Annotated in this window: 22 protein-coding genes and 1 pseudogene; 14 read left to right on the top strand and 9 right to left on the bottom strand. The window is 60.5% G+C overall.

Annotation, left to right across the window (positions count from 1 at the left end):
- Window positions 1-23: 23 nt before the first annotated feature.
- Both CMV14_RS20830 and CMV14_RS20825 read left to right on the top strand, forming a co-directional pair.
- On the top strand, window positions 24-995 hold the full coding sequence (locus CMV14_RS20830) for an amidohydrolase family protein (RefSeq protein WP_083215794.1): 972 nt from the start codon (window positions 24-26) through the stop codon (window positions 993-995).
- A 63-nt stretch (window positions 996-1,058) separates the two neighbouring features.
- Complete coding sequence (locus CMV14_RS20825) at window positions 1,059-1,247, top strand: hypothetical protein (RefSeq protein ID WP_066961782.1); 189 nt, start codon at window positions 1,059-1,061, stop codon at window positions 1,245-1,247.
- Window positions 1,248-1,589: 342 nt separating this feature from the next.
- On the opposite strand, the gene CMV14_RS20820 is transcribed toward CMV14_RS20825, so the two are convergent.
- The 8 genes and pseudogenes from CMV14_RS20820 to CMV14_RS20795 form a co-directional block, all read right to left on the bottom strand.
- Window positions 1,590-2,867, bottom strand: a complete 1,278-nt coding sequence (locus CMV14_RS20820) for a spinster family MFS transporter (RefSeq protein ID WP_139114693.1) — start codon at window positions 2,865-2,867, stop codon at window positions 1,590-1,592.
- Between the two features lie 51 nt (window positions 2,868-2,918).
- Window positions 2,919-4,532, bottom strand: coding sequence for a gamma-glutamyltransferase family protein (locus CMV14_RS20815; RefSeq protein WP_066961787.1), 1,614 nt, complete (start codon window positions 4,530-4,532; stop codon window positions 2,919-2,921).
- A gap of 6 nt (window positions 4,533-4,538) precedes the next feature.
- The gene (locus CMV14_RS27240) at window positions 4,539-4,775 is read right to left on the bottom strand and encodes a VOC family protein (RefSeq protein ID WP_096367801.1); all 237 of its coding nucleotides are present in this window, start codon (window positions 4,773-4,775) and stop codon (window positions 4,539-4,541) included.
- A 731-nt stretch (window positions 4,776-5,506) separates the two neighbouring features.
- The gene (locus tag CMV14_RS20805; RefSeq protein WP_238147106.1) at window positions 5,507-5,935 is read right to left on the bottom strand and encodes a TetR-like C-terminal domain-containing protein; all 429 of its coding nucleotides are present in this window, start codon (window positions 5,933-5,935) and stop codon (window positions 5,507-5,509) included.
- A gap of 51 nt (window positions 5,936-5,986) precedes the next feature.
- A pseudogene (locus CMV14_RS27650) lies at window positions 5,987-6,154 on the bottom strand (hypothetical protein); the annotation flags it as partial.
- Window positions 6,155-6,357: 203 nt separating this feature from the next.
- A complete protein-coding gene (locus tag CMV14_RS26890; protein WP_176488952.1) occupies window positions 6,358-6,522 on the bottom strand; it encodes a hypothetical protein in 165 nt (54 codons plus the stop codon).
- A 12-nt stretch (window positions 6,523-6,534) separates the two neighbouring features.
- The gene (locus CMV14_RS20800) at window positions 6,535-7,674 is read right to left on the bottom strand and encodes an acyl-CoA dehydrogenase family protein (RefSeq protein ID WP_066961793.1); all 1,140 of its coding nucleotides are present in this window, start codon (window positions 7,672-7,674) and stop codon (window positions 6,535-6,537) included.
- A gap of 51 nt (window positions 7,675-7,725) precedes the next feature.
- Complete coding sequence (locus CMV14_RS20795) at window positions 7,726-9,204, bottom strand: aldehyde dehydrogenase family protein (protein ID WP_066961796.1); 1,479 nt, start codon at window positions 9,202-9,204, stop codon at window positions 7,726-7,728.
- A 522-nt stretch (window positions 9,205-9,726) separates the two neighbouring features.
- Here CMV14_RS20795 and CMV14_RS20790 point away from each other — a divergent pair.
- A complete protein-coding gene (locus CMV14_RS20790; protein WP_096367800.1) occupies window positions 9,727-10,626 on the top strand; it encodes a MaoC/PaaZ C-terminal domain-containing protein in 900 nt (299 codons plus the stop codon).
- A 12-nt stretch (window positions 10,627-10,638) separates the two neighbouring features.
- Here CMV14_RS20790 and CMV14_RS20785 read toward each other — a convergent pair whose 3' ends face one another.
- Complete coding sequence (locus CMV14_RS20785) at window positions 10,639-11,361, bottom strand: TetR/AcrR family transcriptional regulator (protein ID WP_176488953.1); 723 nt, start codon at window positions 11,359-11,361, stop codon at window positions 10,639-10,641.
- Window positions 11,362-11,562: 201 nt separating this feature from the next.
- On the opposite strand from CMV14_RS20785, the gene CMV14_RS20780 reads away from it, so the two are divergent.
- From CMV14_RS20780 to CMV14_RS20730, 11 genes are all read left to right on the top strand, one after another.
- On the top strand, window positions 11,563-12,234 hold the full coding sequence (locus CMV14_RS20780; RefSeq protein WP_096367873.1) for a TetR/AcrR family transcriptional regulator: 672 nt from the start codon (window positions 11,563-11,565) through the stop codon (window positions 12,232-12,234).
- Window positions 12,235-12,586: 352 nt separating this feature from the next.
- Window positions 12,587-13,387, top strand: coding sequence for an IclR family transcriptional regulator (locus CMV14_RS20775; RefSeq protein ID WP_083215798.1), 801 nt, complete (start codon window positions 12,587-12,589; stop codon window positions 13,385-13,387).
- A 167-nt stretch (window positions 13,388-13,554) separates the two neighbouring features.
- Window positions 13,555-14,613, top strand: coding sequence for an acyl-CoA dehydrogenase family protein (locus CMV14_RS20770; RefSeq protein WP_176488954.1), 1,059 nt, complete (start codon window positions 13,555-13,557; stop codon window positions 14,611-14,613).
- A 5-nt stretch (window positions 14,614-14,618) separates the two neighbouring features.
- The gene (locus CMV14_RS20765; RefSeq protein ID WP_066961806.1) at window positions 14,619-15,761 is read left to right on the top strand and encodes an acyl-CoA dehydrogenase family protein; all 1,143 of its coding nucleotides are present in this window, start codon (window positions 14,619-14,621) and stop codon (window positions 15,759-15,761) included.
- A 9-nt stretch (window positions 15,762-15,770) separates the two neighbouring features.
- On the top strand, window positions 15,771-16,571 hold the full coding sequence (locus CMV14_RS20760; protein WP_066961809.1) for a crotonase/enoyl-CoA hydratase family protein: 801 nt from the start codon (window positions 15,771-15,773) through the stop codon (window positions 16,569-16,571).
- Between the two features lie 873 nt (window positions 16,572-17,444).
- The gene (locus CMV14_RS20755; RefSeq protein ID WP_066961812.1) at window positions 17,445-17,942 is read left to right on the top strand and encodes a MaoC family dehydratase; all 498 of its coding nucleotides are present in this window, start codon (window positions 17,445-17,447) and stop codon (window positions 17,940-17,942) included.
- Entirely contained in the window at window positions 17,939-19,093 is a 1,155-nt protein-coding gene (locus CMV14_RS20750) for an acyl-CoA dehydrogenase family protein (protein ID WP_066961815.1), read from the top strand. The genes CMV14_RS20755 and CMV14_RS20750 overlap by 4 nt, the downstream gene beginning before the upstream one ends.
- Window positions 19,090-19,560 (top strand): MaoC family dehydratase, encoded by a 471-nt coding sequence (locus CMV14_RS20745; protein WP_066961818.1) that lies wholly within the window; start codon window positions 19,090-19,092, stop codon window positions 19,558-19,560. The genes CMV14_RS20750 and CMV14_RS20745 overlap by 4 nt, the downstream gene beginning before the upstream one ends.
- Window positions 19,560-20,786: a CaiB/BaiF CoA transferase family protein gene (locus CMV14_RS20740; protein WP_066961821.1), complete on the top strand. Its 1,227-nt coding sequence runs from the start codon at window positions 19,560-19,562 to the stop codon at window positions 20,784-20,786. Before CMV14_RS20745 ends, CMV14_RS20740 begins: the two co-directional genes overlap by 1 nt.
- Window positions 20,787-20,859: 73 nt before the next feature.
- Window positions 20,860-21,708 carry an HpcH/HpaI aldolase/citrate lyase family protein gene (locus CMV14_RS20735; RefSeq protein ID WP_238147105.1) on the top strand — a complete coding sequence of 283 codons (849 nt, stop codon included), beginning with the start codon at window positions 20,860-20,862 and terminating at the stop codon, window positions 21,706-21,708.
- Window positions 21,709-21,760: 52 nt separating this feature from the next.
- Window positions 21,761-23,110, top strand: a complete 1,350-nt coding sequence (locus tag CMV14_RS20730) for an MmgE/PrpD family protein (RefSeq protein ID WP_066961828.1) — start codon at window positions 21,761-21,763, stop codon at window positions 23,108-23,110.
- The last annotated feature ends 15 nt before the right edge of the window (window positions 23,111-23,125 follow it).

The raw sequence follows: 23,125 nt of genomic DNA, 5'->3' as shown, positions 1-23,125 counted from the left end.
GAACAAGGGAAGGGTGGAGGAACATGTCGGTCCGGCAATATACCGCCACCGGAAAATCCGGGGCAACCGGCACTGACGAACTTGATGGAGAGAAGATGGATATTGTTGACACTCAGGTGCATCTTGGCCCCGGCGGTGCTGCGGAAAAGATCGCTGCCATGGACGCGATCGGCATCAAATCGGTCCTCATCGACGAATGGTGGGGCGGCTGGTGGGGAACCAAGCCCGGCGAGCCAGCCTATAAAGTCGGCGATGGCGCGGTCAGAACGACGTCGCCGACCGCTGAGCTTGCCTCATGGACCTATCCTGGCCGATTTTCATATCTCGTGCGCGTCGATCCTCAAGATCCGGACATACGAAGCGTCGCACGGTTCGCGCGCGACAGCACCTATGCGCGCGCGCTGCGCATCACGAGCCCCATGCCACGATCCCAATTGGCTGCCTTCGCCGAAGGCGCCTATGACAGCGTATTTGCGGCCGCATCCGAATTCGGGTTGCCGCTTTTTGTCTCGCTTCTTGGGCACGCGCCGCTGCTAAACCGATATCTCGAGAAGTTCCCGGATATCAAGATCATCATCGATCACTGCGGCATGCCGCCGAGCATGTCGATGGTGCCGACGATCACGCAGATGGAAGGACTGCCGGACAGCCAGGATTACTGGTCCAAGCTCTGCGGCGCTCCGCTCGAGGCATCGTTCGACACGGTTCTTCAATTGGCGAAGCGGGACAATGTCGCGCTCAAATGGGCGCACGCACCGTCCAGACTCAATGCTGCGGGCTATCCAAACGAAGGCGCTCGTCCATTTCTGCGCAAGGCCATCAACGTCTTTGGCGCAGAGCGGATCATGTGGGCAAGCGACGTGACGGTAAATCCGACCGGCGAAACCTGGGCGGAGCTGCTCTTCGCGATCAAGGACAATCCCGACCTTTCCGCTGAAGAGCGTGAATATGTGCTTGGGCGCACAGCGCGTAACTGGCTCAACTGGGATGATTGACCGCCGCCGGAAGGAGTCTGCTCTCGTATCACCAGAACGTAGCTTTGTGCTTATGGAACAAAAATGACAAACATACTCTACCGGATCCGCTTCGATGGCATTGGCCAGACCACCGTCTGCGCCCGGAGCCCAAGCGAAGCGATTGAATTGGCCGAGTTGTTCTCGCGGCTTGGAAAGACGAATATTGTCGTCTCCGGATATAATGATAGGCCCGTGCCTCTTGGTGAGCTGCAAAAGCTGATTCTTGATTGAACCCACATGGCCGCAACCTGGTAAGGGTATTGCGCCGCCTATGCGGCAAGTCTCCTTCCCTACAGCTGGACGTCCGCTTTTTGAATGGCGGCTCGTTTGCGATTATTGCGCGGAAACTGGCATAGTTCGCGTCTGATCCGCGGTGAGAAAGACCTCGCACGTCGCTATCTCGACCGTCTTGAGGCACTAAGACATTCACCTGGCTCTCGCCTCGCTTTGGCGGCGCGCGTCACAATTGCCGGTCGGCCAGTCCCGCTCCTGCCAGAGGAAAGTTTGGCACGAGCACCGGCACCTGTTCATGTACGTCTCCGCCATGGCGGAGACGTACGCACTTCCTAATATTCATCCCGCCGGTGCGGCCTCGGGCACCTCCACGTCCGCCAAATGACGGCCGACGAGAATATAATGCACGGCGCCCCAGAGCTTGAAGAATGACAGGATGATAAGAGCGGCCCTCAAGGAGTCGTCGCCGTAATAGGGCTGGAGGAGATCACTGAACAAACCACAGACGAACGCGCCTGAGGCCATTCCCACGCCGCTGATGCTGAACATCGTCACTGCGGCAGCGAAGCTCCGCGCGCTCGGATCGACGGCAGACTGGATGGTCGAGTAAGTCGGGGCGAGGTAGAAGGCGACCAGGAAGATGCTGAGCGCCGTAAGAACGATGAACAGCGGATAGTTGCTCGTCAGCAGCGAGCCGATCTGGGCAAGCATGGCGACGATGAAAGCCAGGGCGAGCACATTGTACGCGCTGCGGGGCCCGCGGTGCGCCAGCCACCCGCCGATGAAGCCGCCGCCCAATATGCCCAATATGGCTGTCCCGCCAGCGACCGCGCCGAACGAGGCGCCGGTCGCCGTTGCGCTGAGGTCGAAAGTGCGCATCACATAGGCCGGAGCCCAGGCGCCCAGGGCGCCCGAGCTGAGCCCCAGCACGGCGCCGCCCAACATCAGGTTGCGGATTGGCTTGTTGCGGAGGAGGCTGCGAATGTCTCCCTTGGGCAGTTCGCGCGCGCCGGTCGCCTGCTCGCGTGCGGGCTCGCGGACGGTGGTGAGCACCAGCACGCACAGCAAGATGCCAGTGGCGCCGATAATGAACAGCGTCGTGCGCCAACCGAACTGGTCGTTCAGGAAGCCGCCGAGCGAAAGCGCAAGGAAGGTTCCGACCGCAAGCCCCAGCGAATAGGTTGCGATGGCCTTGGGCCGCGTGGCCTTGTCGGTGTAATCAGCGATGATCGAATGGGCTGCCGGCGTCAGCGCCGACTCGCCGACCGCCACGCCGATGCGGCTCAGGAGCAGCGTCTTCATGCCCAGCGCAAACCCGCCCAGAGCGGTCAGCGCGCTCCAGAAAACGATCGCGCCGCCAATGACATTAACGCGGACTCCGCGATCCGAAAGCTTGGAGATCGGTATCGCGCTGATCGCATAGGTGAGCGAAAATGCCGGTCCGGTGATCAGGCCGATTTGGGTGTCGCTCAACCCCAGGTCGCGCTTGAGCGCCTCCACCAGAATGAAGAGCACTTTGGAGTCCATGGCGCCGAGCGTCTGACAGAGCATCAGCACCGCCACGACGTACCAAGCATAAAGCTTGGTACGGGAGCCGGGGAGTGTGTCGGTTTTCACTTTGTCGATTCCTTGAACGGGAGAGGTAAGGAGCGTCCGGTAAGGTCGATTTCAGCGTGCAAGGGCTTGCCCATCCTTGCGCGGATCGGAGCCGGCAACATAGCCGCCGTCGGTTTTCAGGACGATCTGGGCACCGCCAAACGAGAAGGTGGCATCCAGCTCTTCGCTGACGATATCGTGCCCTCTGGCCCGAAGATAATCGATCAGTGCCGGGTCGGTGCCGGGTTCGATGCCGACCCTGCGCCCGGCATCGATCCGCCAGCGCGGTGCATCGGCCGCCGCCTGGGGGTTCTGACCATAGCCGAGAATCCTGAGCGCAAGTTGCAGATGGCCCTGCGCTTGAATGGGTCCGCCCATCAGACCGAACGCCATCAACGGCTCGCCATTCAGGTCCATGGCGAACCCGGGGATGATCGTGTGGAAGGGGCGTTTGCGCGGCGCCACCTGGTTGACATGCCCTGGCTCCAGCGTGAAGCCGACACCTCGGTTCTGCAACGCGATGCCAGTGTCGGGGACGACCACGCCCGACCCGAACCCCTTGTAATTGGACTGGATGAACGACACCATCATCCCGCTGTCGTCGGCCGCCGCCAGGCAGACGGTGCCGCCGGGCCGCGGCTTGCCATGGCCAGGGTCGCCCGCACGATCGGGGTCGATGAGCTTCGCCCGCTCCCGCAGATAGGCAGGGTCGAGGAATGCCTCGGGCGCGATCCGCATCGCATCGACGTCCGTCAGGTGACGATAGACGTCGGCAAGCGCGAGTTTGGTCGCCTCGATCGCCAGATGCAGTTGATGCGGATCGTCGGTCGACGAGGGCTGCCAGCCGGCCGCTTCCAGGATGCCAAGGCCGATCAGCGTCGCCAGGCCCTGATTTGCCGGCGGCAGTTCATGCACGACGCCATTGGCGAAGCGCTGTGAAATGGTGCCCACCCATTCCGCGCGATGCTCGCCCAGATCGGCCATGCTGAGCGCGGCGCCATGCGCCTGAGCGTCGGCAACGATGCGCTCGGCAAGCGCGCCACGGTAGAAGGCTTCGCCCCGCGTGGCCGCGATCGCCTCAAGCGTCGCGGCATGGGCGGGGGAGCGGAACAGTTCGCCCGCGCGAGGGGCGCGACCGCCCTGCAGGAAGCATTCGGCGAAGCCAGGCTGGCTCTTCAGCTTCTGCCCCCCGAGCGCCCACAGGCCGGCGATCGTCGGGGTGACGAGAAAGCCGTCCCGCGCATGGCGGATGGCGGGCGATGCGAGGGTTTCGAGCGGCAGCGAACCGAATCGCTCCCACAACGTGATCCAGCACGACACCACGCCCGGAACGGTGACTGAATCCCAGCCGCGCTCCGGTACCGCTTTAAGTTCCTTGAAATATTCGGGCGTCCATGCGGCCGGCGATCGGCCAGAGCCGTTAAGGCCGTGCAGTTCCTTTCCATCCCACAGAATCGCGAAGCCGTCGCCGCCGATTCCGCATCCGGTGGGTTCGACGACGGTGAGCACCATCGCTGCCGCGATGGCTGCGTCCACGGCGTTGCCACCCTTGGCCAGCATATCCATGCCGGCGATCGAAGCGAGATGATGCGAGGTGGCGATGGCAGCGCGCCCCATCGCCGGTATCCGCCGCGACGGATAGGGCTGGGAATAGTCGAGCGGCGGCAGGCTGTGACGGTTGGTCATGCCGGATCAGGTCAGCAGAGATGGATCGACGCGCTCAGCGAAGATCATTTCGACCTTGACGCCGTTGGGGTCGAAGAAGTGAACCTGACTGTCGGCAGTGTCGGCGACAGGTGCTGCCTTGAACTCGATCGCACGGGCTCGAAGGTGATCGAGGAAGGCGAGAAGACCGGTACCGCGAAGCGCGAAGTGATTGAACGCGCCGGTCGCTCCTTCCTCTGGTTTGCGATTGATGATGTGCAGCATGGGATAATCACCACCCTCGGCATAAAGCCATGCGCCATCGACTTTGACGCCATTGGACTCAAGGGGGGGCGATAGCCCGGCCGCATTCCAAGAATGTCGCCGTAAAAGGCGACAGTTTCATCCATGCGCGCGGTGCTGAGCGTCACATGGTCCAGCCGAAGCGGGGGCATTCCACTCTCCCGGGTAGTAGGGTGCGATAGCTGGATAAGATACTTGAACAAATCTTATCGTCAAGGCCTCGCCCTGGTGATCTGCTCGCGAGGCGAGGGGCCAAAGGCTTGACCGGCAAGCTGCCGCGACCCGCATTATCGCTTGAAAATGCATTGCGGCGCGCGTTCGGCGCTCATCTCGCCGGTTCGGTCGCTATGGCGGTCGGCATGCGACGGCCTGCGAGGACATAATGCACAGCGCTTCAGAGGTTGAAGACCGACAGGATCAAAAGGGCGATCTTCAAGATTTTGCGCCTTGATCGGGCTGGAGCAATCGCTGAGCAAGCCGCAGATGAAGGCGCCTGAGGCAAAGCCGACGCTGTTGATCCACAAGAGTCAGTGCTCGAGCGACTCGACCAGAATGAAAGGCAATTTGGCATCGAGCGAGGCAAGCGTCTGACAGAGCAGCAACGCCGTCACGACGTACCAGCCGTAAATCTTGGCGTGGGAGCGGGTGGCGTACCGGTTGTCACTTTGTCGGATCCCTCGAAAGGAGGGCCGGAGAATGGCCGCTACGCCCTCTTACATCCCCAGGCTTCGAAGATATTTTTTCGTCGCGACCAGCGGGAGGAGGATGGTGTCGATCACTTCTTCGACAGCTGCGCGGATGCCAATAGGCGCTTGCGTTGCACTGATGTAGGCTAGGAAAGCGCCAGGGATGGCCATGACCATTCCCGTGAGCTTGTCGGGGTCGACCTCGCCGCGCCTGGCCGCCCGTTCGAGAAGGAACCTGACGGCTGATGCCTGTCCGCCCAGCAGGCTCTCGCGAAAGCGGGCAGGCGAAGAATTCTCCTCACGATAATATTCGTCCATCTGCGTCCACATCATCAACACCAAGCGGAAATCGCGTTCGTACAGCTCGACGATATAGCTGATAAGCTCGCTACGGACGTCGCTCTCGTCCGGAATGGTTAGCGGCCTGGTCTCGATATGATGCTTGAAGGCGGCCAAGGCGAGAGCCCCACGGCTGGGCCAGCGTCTCGCAATTACGGGGCGACTGGTCCTGGCCCGTAGCGCCACGCCTTCGATGGTGAATCCGGAATAGCCACCTCTCAGCAGTTCCGCCCAGGCTGCCTCGAGCAGCGCGCCTTCGAGCGCGGCACCGCGCCGTCGCGTCTTGACGGCTGGCTCTGGCGCGTCGGTCGTGCTGATCGCAGCTTTAAGACTCATTCTCATACCCTGGTTGACGATGGAAGATGCACTGGCATCCCTTACATCAAGGATAGCGCTCTGATACTGCAGGGCAAGTCTCGCTTCATAAGCTGTGCCCCTAGGGGCGACGACCGTCGGGGCGCTCCCGTCGCGGCATTGCTGCGGGATTTGCGGGTCGAGAAGACTGGAAGTGCCGTCAAGTTGGTTTGAAAATTGTTATATCAGGTGCGAGCATTGCAGGCCCGACGCTCGGCTACCGGCTCGCCGAAGCTTTCGACGCCAAGCTTCTCCCTCAGATGCGGATAGGCGGTATAGCGACTTCTGCGCTCGACGAGCGAGGCGATGTTCGCCTTGCCCTGTTCTATGTTCGCGCTACAGCGGTCCACGGCGGCCCCGTATTATAGCGACCGCCCGATGATGGTTTTGCAAATCTCGGAAGTTCCACCGAATATGCGGCGTGCGCGGCTGTCCACGTAAAGGCGTGAGATTGGGTACTCGCTCATATAGCCCCAGCCGCCGAACAGCTGCAGACATTTGTCGATGACGACGCTGTTGTTCTCCGTCGTCCAGAGTTTCACCATTGCCGCGTCTTCGATGGTCAGCGTCCGATCTGGCACCTTTGCGAGGCACTGGTCGTAGAAAGCCCAGCCGACCTCGATGCTCGTTTTAATTTCGGCGAGCGTGAACTGCGTGTTCTGAAAGTCGAATATGGTTTGCCCGAAGGCCTTGCGTTGCTTGACGTAGTCCAGCGTCAGTTCGAAAGCTCGCTGGCTCTCGCCCAGCGCGCGCGCGGCGATTGTCAAGCGTTCTCGCGGCAGTTCTGACATCATGATCGCGAAGCCGCGGCCTTCTTCGCCAATCAGATTGCTCACCGGAACGCGCACATCGGTGAAGAACAGCTCTGACGTGTCCGATGACTTCTGGCCGATCTTTTCGAGGTTCTTGCCGCGCATGAATCCGGGACGGTCTGTCTCGACAAGAATGAGGCTGATGCCCTTGGCGCCCTTGCTTGGGTCGGTCTTGCACGCCAACACCACGAAATCGCAGTTTTGTCCGTTGGTGATGAATGTCTTCTGGCCATTGATGACGTACTCGTCACCCTCGCGCCGCGCCGTCGTGGTGATGGCTTTGAGATCGCTTCCGCCGCCGGGCTCGGTCATGCCGATCGCGCTTATGGCGTCACCCGCTGCCATTCCGGGTAGCCATTTGTCCTTGAGTTCCTCGGACGCGAAATTGAGCAGATAATAGGCCACGACGTCGGATTGCAGGAAGATGCCGAGAGCCGAAGCACCGATGCCGTACCCGCCTTCCTCGGAGAGGATCATGTTGTAAAAAAAGTCGGCGCCGGCGCCGCCATATTCTTCGGGGACGCTGCAGCACAGGAAACCTTGCGCCGCCGCTTTCTTCCAGAATGAACGGGGAACAATGCCGCCCGCTTCCCATTGCGTGATGTTGGTCTCCACTTCCTCACGGAAGAAGCGGCGCGCGCTTTCACGAAACAATTGATGTTCGGCGGAGAAGATTTTCCTGTTGTGCATTTCGTTATTGGGCCTTTTTTGTCGCGTCGCTATCGGCAATGGTCAAGTTAGTTACTTCTCATTGAGCGCCCGATACTGCTCAGCCGCGGCCGTATCGAGCGACAAGCTCTTGAACTCGTAGAAGTGCTCCATGCCTTCGGGGCCGTTCTCCCGGCCCCAGCCGGACCATTTCACGCCACCTAACGGGCCGGTTGCGGTGATGCCGTAGCCGTTAAGGGCGATCGTACCCGTCTTGATGCGCTCGGCGATCCTGAGGCCGCGTTCGAAATCGCGGGTGAAGACAGCGCCATGCAAGCCGAAGTTGCTCTCATTGGCCAAGCGGATCGCCTCATCATCATCGTCAAATGGGAGGATGACGTTCACCGGCCCAAAGATTTCCTGCTGCACGATAGCAGCCGAATTGGCGACATCAGTCAAAATAGTGGGCTCGAAAAAGTTTCCTGGCCGATCGATGATCGATCCTCCCGTCACCACCTTTGCGCCGGCGGCGATCGCACCTTGCACCAGCCCGTTGATGTGATCGAGCTGACGGCGTGACACTATCGGTCCAAGCATCGTCGTCTCTTCCCGCGGATCGCCGATGACGAAGGCCTGAACAGCCTCTTTGAGACGCTCCAGGACCGTGTCGAATAAGGAGCGGTGCACATAGGTACGGCTTAACGTCAGGCATACCTGCCCCGAATTTCCAAAGGCGCCGATCGGCAGGCAGCCCATGACGACATCGAGGTCGGCATCGTCGCAGATGATGCTCGCGGACTTGCCGCCGAGCTCGAGGCTGGAGCGTGTGAAGTTTTCGGCGCAGCTCTTTGCGATCGCGCGGCCGGCCGCAGTTGAACCCGTAAACGTGACCATGCCGATGTCTGGGCTGTTGACGAGGCGGATGCCCGCATCGGCACCGCCCGGCAACACGCTGACCACGCCAGCGGGGAAGCCGGCAGCGGCATAAGCCTCTGCCAGCACTTCCGCATGGAGAGAACCTTCGGGGGACGTCTTCAGGATCACCGGACAGCCGGCCATCAGAGCACGGGCGGTCTTGTTGACGCCCATCGCGAATGGTCCGTTGAACGGAATTATCGCGACTACGATGCCGACAGGCTCGCGACTTACCAGAGCCGTCTTGCGCGTAAGGGGGTCCGGCCTCAGCTCCGTTTGCGTAAAGGGCCTCGCGCGCTCGATCGCGTCATCGAAATAGGTGAGCGCCGCCAGATGCCGCCCTCTATTTTGGGACACTGGCAAGCCGAGCTCATTGGCACTCAGTTCAACGAGCCGATCAATCTGACCCTCGCAATAGCTGCGCGCCGCCCGTATTCTTTCCGCGCGCTCCTCAAACGGAGCGTCTGTCCAGACACGGCTATCCAATGCCGCGCGGGCTGCTTTCAAGGCAGCATCGATGTCAGCTTCGTCAGCAAGGCGCACTGTACCGATTTCATCGCCGCTGCTGGGATCGAGGACGGTGTGCCGGACATTGCCGTGAGGCTCAGCCCATTGTGAACCAATCAGGAATTTCTCGAACCCGCGATAATTGCTCATTATGGATCTCGCTTGCGCCCATCAACTTGAAGGAATTGCGGCATTCTTGGGAGACGCGGCGAGGTCGCCTGAGCGTCGAAGAAAGACCGTGTCATGAAACCTTGCCGAGCAAGGAACGCGCAACGACGTCCCGTTGAACCTCGCTCATGCCGCTGTAGATCAATTGGGCTTCCATTCAGAATCTGCAGGGTGAAGGTGCCTACTCACGAATTGGGCGCCCAACAACGCCAGCCGGGCAATTATCAGCAATGTGTTGTTTGATGTGAAGCACCTCTTCGGGACGGTTCATCGCCACGAGCAGCACAGCACCGTCCCGCTCAGTTTCCAAAAAGTCCGCCACTGCTCATTCTTCACTGCACATGCCCCAAACGCATGACAACGATCATGCCTCCTCGAACAAGGATGTGCCATCTACATCGCTCGACCCTCCCACTTATTACATATGTGAAGTCGGACGTGCTCGTTCGTCTTAGCATTTGCTGTGAATCATGTATTAATAGATGCGCTATCCCCGCGAACGAGATGCGGCTGCACCTAAAATTGAGCTGTCAGGAAATCATCATTGTGGCGATAAACCCCGATAAACTGCTGAACCTGCATATTCCGGACAGGGAACAGTCCTACACGATCAAGGACACCATTCTTTATGCGCTTGGCTGTGGTCTCGGCCTCGACCCCAGCGACGAGGGTCAATTGGCTTTCGCTTATGAGGAGGGTCTTCAAGCGTTACCGACGATGGCGAGCGTGCTCGCATATCCCGGCTTCTGGATACGCGATCTTGATACGGGCGTCGATTGGGTGAAGCTCTTGCACGGAGAGCAAGGCATTTCGTTGCACAAGCCGCTACCCCCGGAAGGCACGGTCGTCAGTTCGAGTCGAGTGACGGATGTCATTGATAAAGGGGAAGGGCGCGGGGCGCTCGTTGTTTGGCAAAAGACGCTATACGATAAGGCGAGCGGTGATCAGCTTGCTACCGTGGAAACGGTCGCATTTTGCAGAGGCGATGGGGGTTTTGGCGGCCCATTGCGTGCGCAACCCCAGCCGCACCAGCTTCCCGATCGCGCGCCGGATCTCGAATGTGTTCTACCCACGTCGCCACAGGCCGCGCTGATTTATCGCCTCTCCGGCGATTGGAATCCGCTTCATGCAGACCCCGCCGTTGCCCGCGCCGCCGGCTTCGAGCGCCCGATCTTGCACGGCTTGGCGACTTTCGGGGTAGCAGGCCACGCGCTCTTGCGCGGCCTGGGCAATTATAACGCGGAGACTCTCGGGACGATGAAGGCGCGCTTTACTGCGCCGGTATATCCGGGAGAGACGCTCAGCACCGAGATTTGGCAGGAGGAAGGGCATGTGAGCTTCCGCGTGAAATCGGTCGAGCGTGGTGTGGTGGCCATCAACAACGGCTATGCAACCATCATTTAGCACTTTCGTCGTCTAGGGCGCCACCTCAGGCTGACAGAGCCCCCCGATGACGAAATCGGCTACCCCGGAAGCAATCCTCTCGCATTTCTCGGGCGGCGTGGGCCGTTTGGGATCATACCAAACAGTCAGCCAAGCGATCGAGCCGCCTGCCGCCTTTGTGGCGAGGGGAATGGACGGAACGTGCAAGCTGCCTTCCTTCACGGCGTTGCCAATGAGATCGCCCAGCCTCATTTCCAGTTGTTTCCGCAACGCGGCAATACGCTCCTGCGCCCTCTCTTGCGTCGTCGAACGACGCCCGATCAATTGAAACTGCGTCGCCTCCAGCGCAACCCGGTGGAACGAGTAATTCTGCATGATCTCCATGGCGGCTGCGTGAACCCCTCGCCGCAAGCGTTCGATGGCGCTTAGTCCTTCATGTTCGGCTGCTTCACCGACACGCGCATTGATCATGTAGAACGCGCCTACCGCGACGTCGAAGTAAAGATCGATCTTGCTGCGATAGTAGTGGTAAATCTGCCCCTTGGTAGTTCCGAGCAATGTCGCGATATCGTCCAGCGACGTTGCAGCATAACCACGTTCCATGAAAGCATCGGCTGCGGCTTCCAGAACAAGCGCTCTTCCTTCTCTTTTGACGCTGGATCGCCCTTCTGATTCCCAAAGCGGCTCGAGAGCCGCCTTGCGTTTTTTACGCGGTAGGGATGGCATTTTTTCTCCACGGGACAGCGCGACTGCCAAGCTGCACGACATCCAGGCGCATCGATCTTATAACAGCAACCCATATGGGTATGGAAGCATACCTATATCCGGCATCACCCGTTTGCAACAAAAGCCCAGTGCCGCGCGCCTTTCAGTTCCGATTTTCTTGTACCTCGCCGTCGATTGACGCAGAAGCCCACGGGCATATATCGTGAAGAGAAATTCGAGGCGCAAACCCCGATGAGTCATGATTTGAATATCGAGTTGAATGCCAATCCATCCCTGCTTCTTAATCGGCCAAGTGTTCCGGACGGCGTTCGGGCAGACATTCTGAATGCGGCGGCAACCGCCTTCAACGAGCGTGGATACGCGGCCACATCGATCGATGATGTCGCCGACCGGCTCGGTGCCTCGAAGGGCCGAATATACCATTACTACCGTTCGAAGACGGACATATTCCTCGACCTGCACCTTGAATCCCTGCGCGTAGCGACGGAGAATGTTGGTCCCATCGCTGCTGATCTCACACTAAGCCCTCGTGAGCGTCTGCGTGAGATGTGCTTGGCGCACGCTATGGTCGTGATGACCCAACTCACCTATCAGAAGAGCACCATGCTGGGCTTGAACAGCTTCCTCCTGTCCATATCGGCACCTTATCAGGATGAAGCCCGTAAGCGCGTGAACGACCTGCGTGACCAATATGAGAGCCTGTTCGTATCCACGATCGCGCAGGGCATAGAAGCGGGCGAATTTCGCCAGGCGGGTCCCCGTTTCATTGCAAAGCCCCTGCTGGGCGCGCTGAATTACACCGCCATTTGGTATGAGCAAGCTCGCGACGGGTCGCTTGGCACAGTGGAGCAAATCGCGAATGCGCTGGCCGATTTCTGTGTGAGTGGCGCGCTCCGAAGGTAGCGCGCTTTGCGCCGAAATTCATAGAGTTCGTTCCGGAAAACCCTCGTCTTGCATGCCGCAAATGGCTGGACGCAGGACGGCAGCCTTCCTTCCTCGCCGGAGGGAGTAGCATCGCGCGTCAAGCGACTCGCTCGCTCAGACGGGTCACTGATTTAGTCATGGTGTTGCCCATGCCATCGGAACGCAGGACAACTGATCGCGCGACAATTCCCTGATTTTCGCCAAATTTCTTCTCGCACAGCGGCTGGCATCCTCGAAGCTCCCTCTGCCACAGCCCACTTTACATCTCACATTCTAATGAGTAGGTTTTTTGCTAACTGTCGCTTGAGTCGCTCGATCGGAGAGGAAAACCATGGGCAATGCGCAGGCAATTGCGATGCCACCGCGATCGGTGGGCACAGACGCATCGGTCGTGAAATCGGCGGGTCGCGCATTGCAGATCCTTGAATATTTTGACTCGGTTCAAAGAGAAGCCTGTGTTTCGGAGATTTCCCGGGCGCTCAAATGCCCGCAATCGAGCACTTCGGTTCTGCTGAGAAGCTTGGTGTCCCTGGGCTACCTTCAGAATGATCGCTACCGCCGGACTTATTATCCTACACGCAGAGTATGTCTTCTTGGGAACTGGGTAGATCCAACATTGGTGCGTCAGGGCGAGCTTCTGATGCAAGCTAACGAGCTTGCCAAGCAAACCCAGCAGACGGTGATTATTGCCACCATCAATGGCCTGCAGGTTCAGCATATCTATTTGAATCGATCCCAGAACGGCTCTGCGACGTCAGGGCCCTCCCATGTCGGCATGCATCGCTCGCTTGCCGGGACAGCGCTCGGAAAGGCGCTGCTGGCCGGTCACAGCGATAAGTATGTTTCCCAAATGGTTTGGCGGATAAATGCGGAGCGATCCGACCATGAACCGTCGATCAACATCCCGGCCTTGCTTTCCGAGCTACAACAGGGCCGTAAGCGTGGTTGGTTTACAGGCGACGGTTCAGACAGTTCGCGGTACGGCATAGCCGCGACGCTCGATCACAAGCAGCAGTTATTGTCCATCGGACTCGACCAGGTTGGACCGATCTCTGAGGCTGATGAGTTGGCATATTCGAAACTTCTCATAGATATTGCGGCGATTCCCGCGTCGCATGCTTACGGCGTGTAACAGCTAAGAATAATAGCGACATATGCTTGGCTCGAGAACAATTGTGCCTTGCCAAGTCGTCATTGAACGAAACAGCCGACGGTGCTGACGACCCTGCTTACGGTAGGCGATGTCTGCAGCCTTGCCAATCTGGTGGCCCGGCTATGAGCTGGAATGGAAAATCAGACGTGAGCGATGTGGCGGACGACATTGGCGCGATGGTGGTATCGACCGCCACCGGGGTTTTTCAGCCTCTGTCACCGATAACCAATGCCGCGCTGCGTGAATCTGCCGAACATGGCGAGTTCGACGCCGCAGGTTGGAAGGCATTGCAGGAAGCCGGCTTTCCCCAGGCGTTGCTGCCCGAAGAGCGCGGCGGTATCGGCACCGATCACGCCTTCGCCATCGCCCGGCTGGCCGGCGCCATGGCGATCCCACTCCCCATCGTCGAGACAATGGGCGCCAACTGGCTGCTGGCGCATGCCGGCCTCGAACCCACCGATCAACCGCTCGGCTTTTCGGATGCGGCGGTCACCGTGCGCCGCACGGACGGCGGCTGGCGCGTGTCGGGGCAGGCAACCGCCGTACCCTGGGCACGATCCTGTGGCATTCTGTTGGCCGGAAGCGATGGTGATGACAGCTACATCGTAAGACTGGAGCCCGGCAGCTTCGACAGCGAGCCCGGACGCAACAAAGCCGGTGAGCCGCGCGACAGCTGCACGATCGACCTGATCGTCGCAGCGAACCGGGTCGGGCGACCGGACAATGGTACGGCGCCCGACATGATCCGGGCGATCGGCGCTCTCCTGCGCTCGGCGCAGATCGCAGGCGCGATCTCGGCCGCGGTGACGATGACGGTGGACTATGTCCGGGATCGCCGGCAGTTCGGAAAGCCGCTCGCCGCTTTTCAGGCAGTGCAACAGCTTCTTGCCGTCATCGCGACGCAAGCCGCGGCCGCCGGCGTTGCCGTCGATCTGGGAGTCCTTGGTCTCGACACCGCGCCCGACATGCGCAAGGTCGCCATTGCCAAGTCCCGCACCAGCGAGGCGGCCGGACTGGTCGCCGCGACGGCGCATCAGCTGCATGGCGCGATGGGCTTTACGCGCGAATATCCGCTGCACCTGCTCAGCCGTCGGCTGTGGAGCTGGCGAGACGAATTCAGCTCCGAAAGCGAATGGGCGATCGCGCTCGGACGTGATCTCGCGCCGTCGGGCAGGGCGCTTTGGTCCGAAATCACCAGGATCTGATTGAGATGGACCTATTTTCCTATCCTCACCCTCGTGGACCTGCCGCTGATGCGCTGCGTGAAGAAGTGCGCGATTTCCTTGCCGTAGAGCTTGCAGACCGGCCGCCCGTCGAACGTGCGCAGAGCTGGACTGGCGCGGACCCGGCATTCAGCCGCAAGGTCGGCAAACGAGGTTGGCTCGGCATGACCTGGCCGAAACAATATGGCGGCCACGAGCGCAGCAGCCTGGAACGTTATGTCGTGGTCGAAGAGATGCTCGCCGCCGGCGCACCGGTCGCCGCCCATTGGATTGCCGATCGCCAGGTCGGCCCTTCGCTGCTGAAATTCGGAACCGAGGCGCAGAAGCGGAAGGTCCTTCCCGGTATCGCTGCCGGCGAATGCTATGTCGCGATCGGCATGAGCGAACCGGATGCCGGGTCCGATCTTGCCGCCGTGCGGACCAAGGCGGTCCGCACTGCTGACGGCTGGCGCCTCAATGGCACAAAATTATGGACCACCAACGGCCATATCGCGCATTACATGGTTCTGCTGGCGCGGATCGACAAGGAAACCACGGATCGACATGGCGGGCTGAGCCAGTTCCTCATCGACATGTCGACGCCAGGGATCGACGTCCGCCCGATCCTCATTCCAAGCGGTGAGCATCACTTCAACGAAGTGGTGTTCAACGATGTGCTTCTGCCCGAGGATGCGCTGTTCGGCGCAGAGGGCAATGGCTGGACCCAGGTGATGAGCGAGCTGGCTCACGAACGCAGCGGTCCCGAGCGCTTCCTGTCCTCGTTCATCCTTCTCGCGGAACTCACCCGCGTCTGCGGACCCGAGCCTTCGGAGCGCGCGGCACTGGTGATCGGCAGGCTTGCAGCCCATCTCGCCACGCTCCGGCGCATGTCCTACTCGGTTGCCGGTCAGCTCAACGAGGGGTTGGACCCGTCGCTGCAGGCGGTGATCGTCAAGGATCTCGGCGCCGTGTTCGAGCAGGAAATTCCTGAGATCGCGCGAGCCCTTACCGCTGGCACGCTCGCGTCGGCGGACGCAGACTATAGCGCCGTGCTCGACCACATCATGCTGCACGCCCCCTCATTCTCGTTGCGCGGTGGCGCGCGCGAGATATTACGCGGCATCATCGCCCGCGGCCTTGGCCTTCGCTGAAGGAAATATATGACCGACCTGGTTCTCGTCGAGATCGAAGACGCCGTCGCGACTCTCACCCTGAACAACCCTCAGATGCGCAACCCGATCTCCGATACCGAGATGATCGATGCGTTGATTTCGGCGCTGCAGCGCGTCGGCCGGGATCGATCGGTCCGCGCCGTCATCCTTACCGGGGCCGGGAAGGCCTTCAGTTCGGGCGGCAACCTCCAGAAGATCGGTTCGCCGGGTGAACTCGGCGGCGGTGATCCGATCGATACGCCCGATGGCTATCGCTACGGTATCCAGCGCATACCTTTGGCCTTCGAATCCTTCGAGCTGCCGATCATCGCCGCGGTCAACGGCGCGGCGATCGGCGCCGGCTGCGACCTGGCCTGCATGTGCGACATCCGCATCGGCGGCGAAAGCGCCTTTTTCGCCGAGAGCTTCGTCAAGCTCGGCCTGATCCCCGGGGATGGCGGCGCCTGGCTGCTGCCGCGAATTGTCGGTTACTCGAAAGCAAGCGAAATGGCGCTCACCGGCGATCCCGTCCATGCCCAGGAAGCTCTAAGCTGCGGCCTCATCTCCCGATTGGTCCCGGATGAAGAGCTGCTGTCAGCTGCCCGCCAGCTAGCTTTGCGGATCGCTGCCAATCCGCCGCATGCAACGCGGATGGCGAAGCGCCTGTTGATGCAGGGTCGCGATCAGCGTCTCGACCAGCATCTTGAGCTTGCGGCCGCCATGCAATCGCTCGCGCATACGACCGCGCATCACAAGGAAGCGATTGCCGCTTTCAAGGAGAAGCGCCCTCCTCGGTTCAGCGATGCGTGATGCCGATCAGGCGGTAGCGGCGCATCACGGTAGCTGGAGCGGGCTCCAGCTGTGGACCCGCTTCAGTTCTTTGGTCGGTCACCACTTAGGGTCAGAGGGCGAGGGGGCACGCGGCCCGTTCCCAACCAGGGCGCCTGATCCTACAGGGACCGCTCGATGATCATGCGACAAACTTCGGATGATCCCACGAAGATGCGGCGCACACGACCGATGTCTCGCCATCTACCACCCCCAGCCGGCGCTGAGAGGCGAAGAGCTTAAAATTATATATATGATTCCAGGTGCGCTCTGCGACCTAAGGTAGTGGCTAGAGGTGTTCCGGCGAAGCCGAGAACGGCCTCGGCCGGATATCGCCCTCCGGCAGCGGAGCCGCGACGGCACTACCCATGTGGTTGAACTTATGGACCGAAATTGACAGCCTCGTGACCATGATTGCCTCGGCGGTTGCGCTAGAGGTTTCGGTCTGCCCGCCCGCCACACCCCAAGCACAGTCTGTGCCGCACCGACAGGCGACGCGGCATTGTTTGTCACGCTCGTGCGCGTTCTGATGTCCGGAAGGCTGCGCTTGCTGACTCGAAGACCTGCGCTCATTGTGTGCGAGTCCAATCGGCGCCAGAGTAGACAGTCGATCCAATACCAACAATAAAAGCTGGGAAAGGACATTTCCTCAAGTTGTTGGATAAGCTGGTCGGCGTCGAGGGCAGGGGCGAATGGCGGGCGCACTGGCTCGTCGTATCTGCTTCCATCGTAGGGATCATGATAGCCCAATCCACCACCGGAATCACACATATGATTTTCCGGCACGCGCGTCATCCAGCGAAGCAAAGCGTGATAGTAGGGCCAGCATAATCGATTCTCAAAGGCATGTCGCGGATGGAAAATCTTGTCTCTGAACTCAAGAAGTTTCCCTTAAGACTTCGGGGAAACTCATATGACGACTTCGAGGTGGGCGCCGTTTTCAACCACCATTGGGGGCGCACGATCGAACAGTCGGATAATCTTCTGTTCTCGCTGTCTACCCTCCAGCTGAACCCTCTCTATTTTAACAGAGAGTACGCAAAGTCGGAAGGTCATGCGGATATCGTCATAAGCCCTATGCTGGTGTTTGCCATAGTCTTCGGCCTGTCCGTCGAGGATTTGAGCGAGCGTGGCGGAGCCTTTCTCGGGGTAGACGACCTGTCCTTTGGTGAGCCTGCACATGTCGGCGATACACTTACTGCCCGCTCGACGGTGACGGCTCTGCGGGAGTCCAAGAGCGACGCGAGCTATGGGATCGCCACCTGGCTGACCGAAGGATTCAACCAGCGCGATGAGAGAGTGATCGTCTTCACAAGGAGCAATCTCGTGCCGCGTAGGGACGCCAAATTATGAGCTTTTCGCTTTCCGACGAACAGAAGATGATCCAGGATGTCGCGCGCGACTTCGCGATGAATGAAGTCCTGCCGATCGCCAATGAATATGATCCTGAGCGTCGCGACATACCGGATTCCTTGCGGGCAAAGCTGGCGGAACTGGGCTTCTTCGGCATCACGATCCCGCAGCAATATGGCGGATTGGGTCTTGGCTGCTTCGAATATTGCCTCGTAACCGAAGAACTTGCCCGCGCTTGGATGAGCGTCAGCAGCATCATTCGGCCGATGCTCGGCTATCAGTTGATGACTGAGGCGCAAAAGCAGAAATATCTCCCAAAAATGGCGACGGGCGAGATGATCTTCGCCTTTTCGATGTCCGAGCCGGGCACGGGCTCCGACATTTCCGGTCTTTCGACCCGCGCCGAGCGCGATGGCGACGACTGGTTGATCAGCGGCAGCAAATATTGGTGCACCAACGCCGACGGCGCCGACGCCATTCTGGTACTCGCGCGTACGGAACCAGTGGACAAAGCCAAGCCGCACAAAGGCATTTCGGCATTCCTCGTCGAAAAGACGCGCGGCGCGCTTCCCGACAACTGCGCCGGAGCCCCGATCCCCAAGATCGGCTATTTCGGTTGGAAGACCTGGGAACTGGCGTTCGACAAAACCCGCGTGCCCCATGCGAATATGGTGAGCGAACCCGGCCGTGCCTTCTACCTTGCCACCAGCGGCCTGGAGGTCGCACGTGCGCATACCGCAGCACGCGCTATCGGCTTGGCGCGCGGCGCGCTCGAAGATGCGCTGAAATATGCGCAGGAACGCATCCAGTTCGGCAAGCCGATCGGCGAATTCCAGGCGATCCGCTTCAAGCTGGGGCAGATGGCGACCGACATCGAGGCCGCACGGCAGCTCATGTATTCGGTGTGCCGCAAGATCGATACCGGCGTCCGCTGCGATCTGGAAGCGTCGATGGTCAAGCTGTTCGCCACCGAAATGGCCGAGCGGGTCACCTCGGAAGCGATCCAGATCCATGGCGGCGCGGGCTACACCACGCATTATGCCGTCGAGCGGCACTGGCGCGATGCCCGCCTCACCAAGATCTTCGAAGGCACATCCGAAATTCAATTGCGCGTGATCTCCGATCACCTCCTTGGGAAACCCGCAAAATGACGTCTCAGCAACTCACCAGCCCGGACAACTATTTCGAGGATTTCACGCCCGGCCAGAAGATGCGGCACGCGCGCGGCAAGACGATCGGTGAAAATGAGACGGTGATCCTGGCACATCTGACGATGAACACAGCTCAGGGCCACTTCAACGCGCATGATGCTGCGGCTTCCAAATTCGGACGCCGCATCACCTATGGCGGCGTCACGGCTTCGATCGTGGTGGGCCTGGCGAGCGAGGATACATCGGAGAATGCGCTGGCGGATGTGGCACTCGACAAGCTGCGCCTGAGGACGCCGGTAGTGGAAGGCGATACGCTCTACAGCGTGACCGAAGTCCTCGCCTGCGCACCGTCGGACCGGCCAGATGCCGGGCTCGTGACCTTCCGGCATTATGGCTATAACCAGCGCGACGAATTTGTCTGCCAGGTCGAACGCACCGTCCTCGTGCGGCGGAGGCCAACCCAATAATGTCCGCTTCCGAACCCCGAGGCGCCCTGACCGGCGTCCGCGTCATCGATTTGACGCAGGTTCTGGCCGGGCCGTTCTGCACGCAATTGCTGGCGGATCACGGCGCCGAGGTGCTCAAGATCGAGCCGCTCAAAGGTGACGAGACGCGCAGGCTCGGCCCCTATCGCGCGGATGACGAACTGCGCGAAATCAGCGGCTACTACCAAAGCGTCAACCGCAACAAGAAGAGCATCGCGCTCGACCTGAAGAGCCCCGAAGGCCGGGACATCCTCTTCAAACTGGTCGATGGCGCGGATGCCCTGGTCGAGAATTACCGCGCTGGCGTCATGGAACGCTTCGGCATGTCCTATGAGACATTGTCCGCGCGCAATCCCAAGCTGGTCTATGCGGCCATCCGCGGTTTCGGAGACCAACGATCCGGGGAAAGCCCCTATGTCCATTGGCCCGCTTTCGACATCGTCGGGCAGGCGATGGGCGGTATCATGAGCATCACCGGGCCGGATGCGCAGACCCCGGTCAAGGTTGGACCCGGAGTAGGCGATCTCATTCCGGGTATGTTAGCCTCCTTTGGCATCGTCATGGCGCTCATGGAAGCGCGGCGGTCGGGGGTCGGCCAGTTCGTTGACGTCAGCATGGTCGATTGCGTGCTGGCGACCTGCGAACGGATCATCAATCAATATACCTACACGGGCCGCATACCCCGGCCGGAAGGCAACCGGCATCCCCTGCTTTGCCCTTATGGCGTGGTTCGGGCGTCCGACGGCTGGCTGACGATCAGCGCGCCCACAGACGAATTCTGGCAAAAGCTCGTCACGTTGATGGATCAGCCGCACCATGCGACTGATCCGCGCTACGCACAGAATAACGATCGGCTCAATCATCAGGACGAGGTGTATGGGCTTATCGAGGCTTTCACCCAGACAAAGACCAAGGCGGAGCTGACCGCGCTGTTCGGCGGTGTGATCCCGTTCGGACCGATCTACGATGTCGCCGACATTTTCGAGGAGCCCCACTTCAAGATCCGGGAAATGCTCGTCGATGTCGAGCAGCCGGGCTCGGCAACCTCCGTCAAGGTCGCCGGTGTGCCTGTCAAGATGAGCCGTACGCCCGGACGCGTGCGCCACCGGGCTCCTCTTCTCGGCGAGAATACGCGGGAGGTCCTGGAGCTTGCGGGCTATTCGGGCGCCGAGGCCGACAATCTGTTCAACCGGAACATTGTGAAATAGGAATCCCATGACTTATCAGCGCCCTATTCGTCGCCGCCGCGTGCAATTGGCCGTCCCGGCATCGAGCGAGAAAATGCTTGCGAAAGCCGCCGCCTCCAACGCCGATCATGTCTTCATTGATCTCGAGGATGCCGTAACGCCGCGCGAGAAGGTATCGGCCCGCGCCAAGGCGATCGACGCGCTGAAGAACCTCGACTGGAGCGGGAAGACGGCATGCGTCCGCATCAATGATCTCGGCACGGAATGGTGCTATGAGGATATCATCCAGGTCACCGAACAGGCGCACGAGCATCTCGACACGATCATGCTCCCCAAGGCGCGGTGCGCATCCGATCTGCTGTTCGTCGATACGCTTCTCTCGCAGATCGAGAAGCGGCTGAAGCTCACGAAGAAGATCGGCCTCGAAGTGCTGATCGAAGAAGTCGACGGCATGCGCAATGTCAATGAGATCGCGTTTGCGACGCCGCGACTGGAAGCGCTCATCTTCGGTTTCGGCGACTATTCCGCGTCGCAGGGTATCGATCCCATCATCCTCTACGGGAAGAGCAGCTATCCGGGCGATCCCTGGCATTATGGCCGCTGGCAGCTTCTCATCGCCGCACGTTCGGCGGGTATCGAGGCGATCGACGGGCCGTTTCCCGGCCTCAAGGACCTCGAAACCTACCGCGAGGAGTGCACGCGCGCGCAGCTCCTTGGCTTCGGCGGCAAATGGGCGTTGCATCCGGCACAGATCGATGTCGCTCTGGACGTCTTCACCCCCGACGCCGAGGCAGTCCGCAGAGCGCGTGCCATTGTGGACGCCTATGCAAAGGCCGAAGCGGAGGGATTGGGCTCGATCGCCGTCGATGGGCAAATGGTCGACGTGGGCACCGTGCGCATGGTGCAGGTCATCCTCCAGCGCGCCGAACGAGCTGGCATGTAGCATCTGGGATGGTCGTTCTTCAGTGTCCGCTAGATGATAGGCAGGCGTTCCGATGACCGGGTTGACGAAAAGCGCAGCACATTTCGTTGCGAACCTTCAATATGAGGACCTTCCCACCGGAGCGACCGATGCCGCCGTGAGGGGCATAGCCGATTGCGCCTCGGTCATCCTGCTCGGTCTCGACGAGCCGGTAACCTCGCTCGTCGCCGGCAACGCGCCAAGAGGGGCGGACGAAGCGTGGGCACTCTGGGGGAAATTGCGCACCTCTGCCGACTATGCTGCGCTCGTGAACGCGACGGCTGCGCATGCGCTGGATTATGACGACACAGCTGGCGACAGCCACCCGAGCGCGGTACTGCTTCCGGCCATTCTGGCTCTCGGCGAACCGGCCGCGACCGGCAAGGATATCCTGACGGCCTATGTTGCCGGCTACGAGGTTTGGTGTGAGCTGGCTTCTCGGGAGCAGGACAAGCATCACGCGAAGGGCTTCCACCCCACCGGCATTTTCGGTGCCATCGGCGCTGCGGCCGCCTGCGCCAATCTGCTGGGCCTGGACGAGGAGAAGGCCGCAGCGGCACTATCCATTTCCGCCTCGATGTCGGCAGGACTCGTCGCGAATTTCGGCTCGATGACCAAGCCCTACCAGCTCGGCCGCGCCGCTCAGAACGGAGTCCTCGCGGCGCAGCTCGCGGCTCAGGGCATGACAGCGGCGATCGATGCGCTGGAGCATCCGCTGGGCTTCCTTGCGGCATATTCGCCTGCAGCCAGGGTGGATCGCACGACTGAGCCTGCCTTCGGCCGCTCATGGCGGATCTTGTCCGAAGGCCCCAATATCAAGCTCTATCCGGTCTGCTATGCCGCACATCGGATGATCGACTCGGTAGTCGCCCTGGCCGACGCGACGGCGGGGCGCATCGATGCGATCCGGTCCATTCGCGTGCACCTGGGTCACACCCAGTCGCAGATCCTTCGTTACCGAGCGCCGGGCACGTCGCTAGAAGCAAAGTTCAGCGCAGAATTTGCCGTCGCCGCCGCTATCTTGGAGGGCAGCGTCGGCCTTCGTGAGCTTGACGACGATTACGTCAAGCGCGTCGCCGTCCGCGAACTCATGGCACGTGTCGAACGGGTCGAGTGCACCGAAATAGACCCGCAGCAATCGCTGTTCTCGCCCGCAGACCATGTCGAGATCGAGTTCGCTGACGGCACCGTTCAATCCGGCCCCGCGGTTCGCTTCGCATTTGGCCACGCCTCCAACCCTGCGGGGCAGCCGAGGCTAGCGGCCAAGTTTGACGAATGCACCGCAAGCCAGCTTGGCGAGGCGACGCGCAGGGACCTTTTCTCGATGCTCTGCAATCTGCAGGATGTGCGTTCTGTCTCGGAGTTGTATAAGCGTGCTGCATGATTTGAAATGAGGGGT

The organism is Rhizorhabdus dicambivorans (assembly GCF_002355275.1).
GTDB lineage: Bacteria > Pseudomonadota > Alphaproteobacteria > Sphingomonadales > Sphingomonadaceae > Rhizorhabdus > Rhizorhabdus dicambivorans.
Note: the sequence above shows the minus strand (reverse complement) of the source record. Positions and strands in the feature narration are given on the sequence as shown.